The sequence below is a fragment of the Microcystis sp. LE19-195.1E genome (assembly GCF_027532095.1).
GTDB classification, from domain to species: Bacteria; Cyanobacteriota; Cyanobacteriia; order Cyanobacteriales; family Microcystaceae; genus Microcystis; species Microcystis aeruginosa.
In genome coordinates this window covers 1-7,572 of record NZ_JAPZSZ010000118.1, presented here as the reverse complement: position 1 = coordinate 7,572, position 7,572 = coordinate 1, and the positions used below count along the sequence as shown (strand labels likewise).

The following is a 7,572-nucleotide window of genomic DNA, read 5'->3' as shown; positions in this document are numbered from 1 at the left end:
TTCTTTTAGCTGCACCTTTTAATTGAAGTGCAGTTTCACTGAGCAATTTCTTGAGGGAATCAGTTAATTCCATATACACTTACAAAGAAAAACTTGATTAATAATGTACAGGATTAATTCTACTACAAAATTGGAAGGAGGAGGCAACCATCGACCCCTACCTCCTACACTCCGAGAATGATTATTATTCTTGAGCATGAATAGTTTATTTTTTGGAAGTCCCTTAAAAGCCTGTCGAGCTTTAGGCATTGAACGCATTTATGATGTTGGTTATCCCTGTGATTTGAGTACCACAGAAGGTCAATTCAAAGGAATAGAGATAGTCCCTATGGGATTTCAGTCTAATCAGGTTGTTAGTGAATTAATGTTAACTTCACGGGGAGGCTTTCTAGATTATAGCCGTTTTCCAAGAGATTTAGGCAAATCCACTGTCTTTGCCGCCTATGCCGCCCACGGTTTGGTTCCAGTTCTAACAGACTATAACCCTTCTGAAGCCGATGGAGTAGAAAATAATAAACATTATTTAGTAGCTGATGAAAATCTGTCTAGTCTCGATTTGACTCAACTTCAGCAAATTGCTGACAACGCTCACAGATGGTATCAAGACCATAATTTGATCAAAGTCGCCAAGTTTTACGGTTCGTATTTTAATCCTGATGTTAAACCTGATTTCGGGAATTAAAAAGTTCAGGTAATTCAATCTGACTTTTTTCGTAATCTTGGGGGATGCCTATGTCAATAAAATATTCGTCAGAAATAAAGCCATACATAGGAATTTTCTCGGTATAAACTTTGAGAAAGTCGTCCTCAAAAGAAAATTTTGATGTCAGATCAAAGCTGGATAATATGTTTTTCCATACACAATATATGCCGCCATTAATATAGCCCTTATCTTGATATTTTTTGGATTCAAACCCGATAATTTTTTGGTCATCGTCTAGCAGAACATTATTATAACGATCGAAGTCAGTTATGGGCTTCAGAGCAACAGTTATCAGGGATTTTTTTTGATTATGTAAATCAATTAAGGCGGATAAATTGACATTAAACAAGGTATCGCCGTTGACAATTAATGCTTGTTCGGTTTCAATTTTATTTAGTGCCAACTGGATCGCTCCTCCAGTTCCCAAGGGTGTATCTTCTATCAGATAAGTCAGTTCGTATTCCTTGTAATTATCGCCAAAATGATCGATAATTTTCTGATGTTCATAGCCCACAGAAACTAAAAATTTGTTGGTAATTTTTTGAGAGATTAGGTAATCTAATAGATATTCTAAAAAAGGTCTGTCGGCAACGGGAGCCATAGGTTTTGGTAAACTGTTGATAACTGATCGCAACCTAGTTCCTAACCCACCCGCCAGAATAATTACATCCATAGATACACCTCAAAAATTTGAATTATTGCCAATCTTTTAAAAACTATTCTTAGGGTTATAGGGATAATCCTTCCCCATCGAGCCTTGGTTTGCTATAATGTCCATGCTTGGGTTCCGTATTTGGTAAAATGAAAATTAATCACTTGGCCTCCTTCTGATTTCAAAGCTTTTATTACTTCGATTTTCTTGGTAGGATCGACCATAAAGATAATAAAACCACCGCCACCTGCTCCCGATATTTTGCCTGAATAGGCCCCGGTTTCCCTAGCTACCCGATAAATGCGATCGATCTGCGGATTACTAATTAATTTGGATAATTTCTTTTTCGCTTCCCAAGAAGTTCTCAGAATTTCTGCTATCCCCATAAAATCTGATTTAAGCAGTGCTTCTTTAAAGAGAATTGCCTCTTTTTTGAGTTGATGGGTAGCGGCGATCGCCTGCTCATTTTTTTCTTGGACATTCTGAATTTGATCCTCAATTACTTGAGATGAGTAGCGAGAAATGCCTGTATAGTAGAGGATCAGAGAGACTTCTAATTCATTGATCACCCAATTTTTAATTCTCAAAGGATTAACTATGACTCGATCTTGTTCATAAAATTCCATAAAATTAAAACCGCCAAAAGTGGCAGCGTACTGATCCTGTTTGCCCCCCAACCAGCCTAGATCAATTCGTTCGATCTCGTAGGCTAAATGGGCGATATCGTACTCGCCTAGGGGTAATTTTAACAGTTCCACAAAGGCTTTAACTATGGCCACGGCTAGGGTAGAAGAAGAACCCAATCCCGAACCGGCCGGCGCATCGGAAAAGGTGGTGATTTGCAGCGGCAAAGGTTGCCCTTGATTAAAGTCTTTAATCAAACGATTGTAGACCGCTTTATGCAGATCGAGAACGCCGTTATAGGGGAGAGGAAACTGAAGGGTTTCTATTTGTTGTTCTCCCCGATCGGCGGCAACAAAAATGACTTGTTTGTCAGTAATTTCCGTGACTGTACAGTAGGCATAGAGATCGATAGTAGCGTTGAGAACGTAACCCCCATAAAGACTACAGTAAGGCTCGACATCGGTGCCGCCACCACCTAAACCTAATCTTAAAGGAGCTTTGGTTCTGATGATCATGGGTATGCTGTTGAGGTTGATTTTTTGCTAGGGGATTTTAGTTGGGAAAGAGCGCTTCTTCGATCGCTAAACAAATAGTATGAAGAACAAAACCATGACCTTCTTGAATGCGCGGGGTACTGGTGCTAGGAATCATCAAACAATAATCGGTTTTTTCCTCTAGAGCTAATCCCTTCGCCCCAGTTAAACCGATGCTAGTGAGACCTTTTACTTGACAAACTTTGAGAGCTTGATGGATATTGGCGGAATTTCCCGAAGTGGAAATACCGATAAACACATCACCAGGGTTTCCTTCCGCTTCTATCTGGCGGCTAAAAATATATTCGTAACCATAATCGTTAGCAATCGCTGTTAAACTGGCGATATCGCTATTGAGGACGCGAACTGGTAAAGACTGTCTTTCTTTCAGAAATCGGCCGTGCAGCTCACCGCCAAAATGGATAGCATCGGCGGCACTGCCTCCATTACCGGCGACTAATACTTTGTGGTTGTTGCGATAAGCATTGATACATACTTGGCAAATCTCTTGGATTTTTTCTAGATATTTTGTCTCGGTTAGTAGGTTTTTTTTCAGTACATAAGCCTCCTCCAATTCAGTCTTGATTAAAATTGACAGAGAGGGATCGCTCTGGAAACTATCCAATTTTTTGTTTGATTTTTCCACCATTCGCATAGGTTTGATTTTCCAATTTTTATTAGTTGAATAAATTTAACTCTCAATAGTATCAAAAGACCAGAATCGCTGTCCATTAATTGGGTACAAAACCCCTAGCATGGTAGAATTGATCACGGGACAAGAAAAACAGGCCGATGATAGTTCTAGAGAAACCTAGAGCGATCGAGTCAAAAGAGTGATCTTTTGCCGGTTATTCTCGGAATATACGACAAACGCAGCCAACTCTAGCACAATTTGTTTTGTTTGTAAATAAACTTTTGATCTATTCTGGCCGAGACGAGGGATTTCTGAACGGGGGGTTCAACCCTTGCCAGTCTTGGCCTTTTGTTTGGCTGGACAAAAATGTTAACAATTCATGACAATACTGCTGATATAATCAAAAGTCCAAAGGCCTGACGGCGTATAATATGCCCTGATTGCTATACTCTGACACCTAGATAGGGTTTGCTGAAAAAGTTTTTCCTGGGGGCAGGGTGTGGGGTGTGGGGTGTGGGGTGTGGGGTTTTCCCAGTTTTGAGGTGGCCAATTACCTAATTTTCAGGGAAAAAGTGCCTAAATTTCCCCCCGCTCACTCCCAGAGCCAGTACTTTTTGATTGACAAAAGGTCTAAAAGTCTTACCCAACAAGGTTTTTAGATTTATTCAGCCAGCCCTAGATAGTAAAGAGAAGCAATTTAGTCGAGAAAACTAGCACAAATCGCTACAATCCCTCGAATTTTGTCTTTCCATCGGTTCAAGCTCTCGTCTCTGACAGAAGAACTGAGAATTCTAGTCCCCGACTCGAAAAAGTCCCACATCATGAATCCTTTCCCCGCAATTTCTGTCAATGACGGCGACCAAAAATACCCGTATCCGCCACCTCCTGGCAATTCTGACCACGAAAGCGAAGATAGATCAAAAAAGAACAAAGCCTTATTTCTCGATCGAGATGGGGTAGTTATTGACTATATCCCCTACCTGAGTAAACCAGAACAGGTGAGCATTCCCGCCGGGGCAGCGGCTGCCTTAAAACAGTGGCAGGATGCCGGCTATCTGCTGATCATCATTACCAATCAATCGGGACTTGCTAGGGGCTATTTCACTTGGGATGATCTAGCGGCGATTCACGGGCGCATGATCGAGGAATACCGACAATTGGGCGTGCATTTTCACGATCTTGCCATCTGCCCGCACCATCCCGACGAAGGTTGTCCCTGCCGCAAACCCTCCCCCTATCTGCTGCTGGCCGCCGCCCACCAATACGGAATCGACTTAGCCGGCTCGTTGTTTATCGGCGATGCTCCCAGCGATCTAGAATGCGCCCTAGAAGCTGGTTGTCAGCCCGTATTGCTCTTAACAGGGCGAGGAAAAGTCACCCTTGGGGAGATCGAGAAATACCCAGTTCAGATTCCTGTATATAGCCAACTAAAGGAAACGGTAGAATTATTGTCAAAAACCGCTGCCGAACCATAATTATGAGAATATTAGTCCTTTTTTGCCATAACTTTCCCTATCCACCTAGTCGCGGGGCAACCGAGGGGAGAACTTTTAACCTGATCAAATGTCTTCATCAAAACCACGATGTCACCCTGTTCGCCCGTCGGGTGGAGAATGTCACGGAAACTCAGATCGAAGAACTCAAAACCTTTACCGATCATCTTGTCTTATTTCCGCCCCGGCAAATTCCCGCTCAAGGCAAGGGACTGACAAAACTAATCGGTCAAACAGGGCGCTTTCTGGGGGGAACTGTTTGAGAGTTTTACCGCCATAAAAATTGATTTTTTGGAGCCTAATCATGAAAGTTTTAATAGTAGGAAATTACGTCAACGATCGGCAGATCAGTATCAATCGTTTTGTCGGTTTAGTGGAGAAAGGACTCAGACAAAAAGGACACGAAATTCGGCGAGTGCAAGCCCAGCCTATTTTCGGTCAACTAAAATCCTCTCCCCAGGGACTCGGCAAGTGGTTAGGGTATATTGATAAGTTAATTATTTTCCCAGTGCAGTTACGTCAGCAGCTTGATTGGGCCGATATCGTCTGCATTTGTGATCAAGCTTTATCCTATTTAACTCCCTATCTAAAAGATCGCAAATATTTTGTCATCTGTCACGATATGCTGGCCATTCGTTCCGCCCTAGGAGAAATTCCTGAAAATCCCACCAGTTGGACGGGAAAACAGTATCAGGCGATGATTTTGCGAGGATTCAAACAGGCTAAATATGTTGTCTGTTCTTCCGAAGCTACTCGTGCCGATGTTCTCCGTTTAACCAAAATTACCCCCGAACAAACGGAAGTAATTGAGGATTGCTTGAGTGAGGGATACGGTCCGATGACAAGAGCAGCGGCGGTAAATCTAGTGGCCAAATTTAACATTAATAGTGATTGTCCCTGGCTAATTCATGTCGGGGGCGACCAATGGTATAAAAATCGATTGGGATTGCTGAAAATATTCAAAAAGTTAATTACTTTCCCCGGTCTGGAAAATTGCCGATTGATCCTGATGGGAAAACCTTTGCTGCCGAATATGCGAGAATTTGTTAATCAGAATAACTTGTCCGCACAAGTAATCGAATTAGGAACCGTCTCCGATGAGGATCTCCGCGCCTTTTATTGCCTAGCAACTGCTTTAATTTTTCCCTCCTTTCAGGAAGGATTCGGTGTTCCCGTTATTGAAGCTCAATCCTGTGGTTGTCCCGTCTTTACCTCCAATCGTCTCCCCATGACTGTTATCGCTGATGATGCAGCCGTTTACTTCGATCCCAGCGAACACGAGGCCGCCGCTACTATTATTGCAGAAAATCTTCTCGCTCCCGATCGCCTGGAACAATTGAGGCAAAAAGGTTTTATCAATGCCACTCGCTTTACTTACGAAAGAATGATCCAATCCTACGACCGATTATTGCCAAAATTGTAGTCTAGAGCTTTTTGGTGACTCATTATCCTGCCAACGCGATTTTAAGCGGGGAGGATATGGTTCTGGGGTTCACTTTAGCCCTAGAAATCTTGCTGTAAGAGTGATCGTCCTTTTCAAATCCTATAGTAATCATTTTTCCATAGCTCCTTTGCTTTGGGGTTTACTGAATAAATCTAAAAACCTTGTTGGATAATATCTTTAGGCTTTTTTGAAATCAAAAAGTGCCAGCCATTGGAGGAATCGGGGGGAAAATTAAGGCACTTTTTCCCTGAAAATTAGATAATTGACCCCCTGAAAATGGCTAAAACCCTACACCCCACACCCCACACCCTGCCCCACGAAAAACTTTTTCAGCAGACCCTAATTGGCACTGTGAATTTATCTGTCGCCTGTAAGACTTTTGATAATCTTTTTAGCCAATCGCTCATTAATTTCTCGATGTCTGGGAATTGGTTCTGTTTTTCCAGTATCTGGATTATGGTAAATATCGTGTTTCCCTCCACGTCTAATCAAATAGCAGCCCGCTTGCTCTAATTGTGCAATTAAATCATGTCTTTTCATGGGAGTTCAAACTCTGCAAATCTCTTGATTCCGGGGATTTCTTCCGTAGTAAATGTTTTGTAGAGATCGACCAAGTTTTCGATTAATTCTTCTAAGTCAACACCTTGGGTCCAATGATCTGGAAATTCATTCAAATAGCCCAAGAACATCCCATCTGATTCTTTCCAATATGTATATGGAATCTTCATGGTGAAATCCTCATTCTGCGTTGCTAAAGATATTAAGTTGACCCCTATTATAACTGAATTGCTCCCAAGCCACGATCAGCTTTATTATCATGGTTGGCAGCGAGATTGCCGCCTTACACTTCGTTAATGCAGCCTACCAAAGCGGTGAGCGCCAATTCAGACAGATTAACGGGGATATCTTTAGTGACAAAAGGTTCAGCACAAGCTAATATTAAAGTTGCTATTGAATGGGAATTTAACCAAGATAAGGGAGGTTAGTATGCAAGTTCAAGTCGAAAAACGGTATTATACACCTGAAGAATATTGTCAGCTAGAAGAAACAGCAGAATACAAAAATGAATATTTAGATGGAGAAATTATTCCTATGACGGGAGCAACTACTAATCATAATCTGATTGCTGGTAATTTTTATAAAAATTTTCCAGCTAAGATTAATAATGAAGATTATTGGGCTTTTATGAGTGATGTACGGTTATGGATGCCGACATATCGCTTTTATACTTATCCTGATATAATGGTGATTAAAGGCAAACCATTATATGAAGGAAAAGGCACAAATACTGTAACTAATGCGTTAATTATTGTCGAGGTTTTATCAAAATCAACTAGAGATTATGATCGCACTGATAAGTTTAAGTTTTATCGCTCAATTCCTGACTTTAAGGAGTATATTTTGATTGATCAATACCGTTATTATGTTGAACAATTTTATCAACAAAATCATGGAGAATGGTTATTTAAAGTTTATGAATCAGAGAATG

The 7,572-nt window shown here is 41.3% G+C and carries 9 protein-coding genes and 1 pseudogene; 5 read left to right on the top strand and 5 right to left on the bottom strand.

Annotated features, from left to right (window positions below; translation table 11 throughout):
- The first annotated feature begins 196 nt into the window (after positions 1-196).
- Positions 197-682, top strand: a complete 486-nt coding sequence (locus O9300_RS07155) for a hypothetical protein (protein WP_287970924.1) — start codon at positions 197-199, stop codon at positions 680-682.
- Here O9300_RS07155 and O9300_RS07150 read toward each other — a convergent pair.
- The 3 genes from O9300_RS07150 to O9300_RS07140 all read right to left on the bottom strand — a co-directional run bounded on the left by O9300_RS07150 (position 660) and on the right by O9300_RS07140 (position 3,167).
- Positions 660-1,376, bottom strand: a complete 717-nt coding sequence (locus tag O9300_RS07150; RefSeq protein WP_287970922.1) for a nucleotidyltransferase family protein — start codon at positions 1,374-1,376, stop codon at positions 660-662. The genes O9300_RS07155 and O9300_RS07150 overlap by 23 nt on opposite strands.
- Before the next feature lie 92 nt (positions 1,377-1,468).
- A complete protein-coding gene (locus O9300_RS07145; RefSeq protein WP_110580259.1) occupies positions 1,469-2,494 on the bottom strand; it encodes a GHMP family kinase ATP-binding protein in 1,026 nt (341 codons plus the stop codon).
- A gap of 37 nt (positions 2,495-2,531) precedes the next feature.
- Entirely contained in the window at positions 2,532-3,167 is a 636-nt protein-coding gene (locus O9300_RS07140) for a D-sedoheptulose-7-phosphate isomerase (RefSeq protein WP_287660925.1), read from the bottom strand.
- A gap of 800 nt (positions 3,168-3,967) precedes the next feature.
- Here O9300_RS07140 and O9300_RS07135 point away from each other — a divergent pair.
- From O9300_RS07135 to O9300_RS07125, 3 genes and pseudogenes are all read left to right on the top strand, one after another.
- Positions 3,968-4,621, top strand: coding sequence for a D-glycero-alpha-D-manno-heptose-1,7-bisphosphate 7-phosphatase (locus O9300_RS07135; protein ID WP_002758309.1), 654 nt, complete (start codon positions 3,968-3,970; stop codon positions 4,619-4,621).
- A 2-nt stretch (positions 4,622-4,623) separates the two neighbouring features.
- Positions 4,624-4,899: pseudogene (locus tag O9300_RS07130) on the top strand (glycosyl transferase family 1); the annotation flags it as partial.
- Positions 4,900-4,943: 44 nt separating this feature from the next.
- Complete coding sequence (locus tag O9300_RS07125; RefSeq protein ID WP_287970918.1) at positions 4,944-6,062, top strand: glycosyltransferase family 4 protein; 1,119 nt, start codon at positions 4,944-4,946, stop codon at positions 6,060-6,062.
- Positions 6,063-6,440: 378 nt separating this feature from the next.
- Here the strand turns inward: O9300_RS07125 and O9300_RS07120 are convergent, their stop codons facing one another.
- Positions 6,441-6,623 carry a type II toxin-antitoxin system HicA family toxin gene (locus tag O9300_RS07120; protein ID WP_012267861.1) on the bottom strand — a complete coding sequence of 61 codons (183 nt, stop codon included), beginning with the start codon at positions 6,621-6,623 and terminating at the stop codon, positions 6,441-6,443.
- On the bottom strand, positions 6,620-6,811 hold the full coding sequence (locus O9300_RS07115) for a type II toxin-antitoxin system HicB family antitoxin (RefSeq protein ID WP_287970917.1): 192 nt from the start codon (positions 6,809-6,811) through the stop codon (positions 6,620-6,622). The genes O9300_RS07120 and O9300_RS07115 overlap by 4 nt, the downstream gene beginning before the upstream one ends.
- A 259-nt stretch (positions 6,812-7,070) precedes the next feature.
- Between O9300_RS07115 and O9300_RS07110 the strand changes: the two genes are divergently transcribed.
- Positions 7,071-7,572, top strand: a 502-nt coding sequence (locus O9300_RS07110; protein WP_287970915.1) for a Uma2 family endonuclease, incomplete at its 3' end; no start/stop codon positions are given.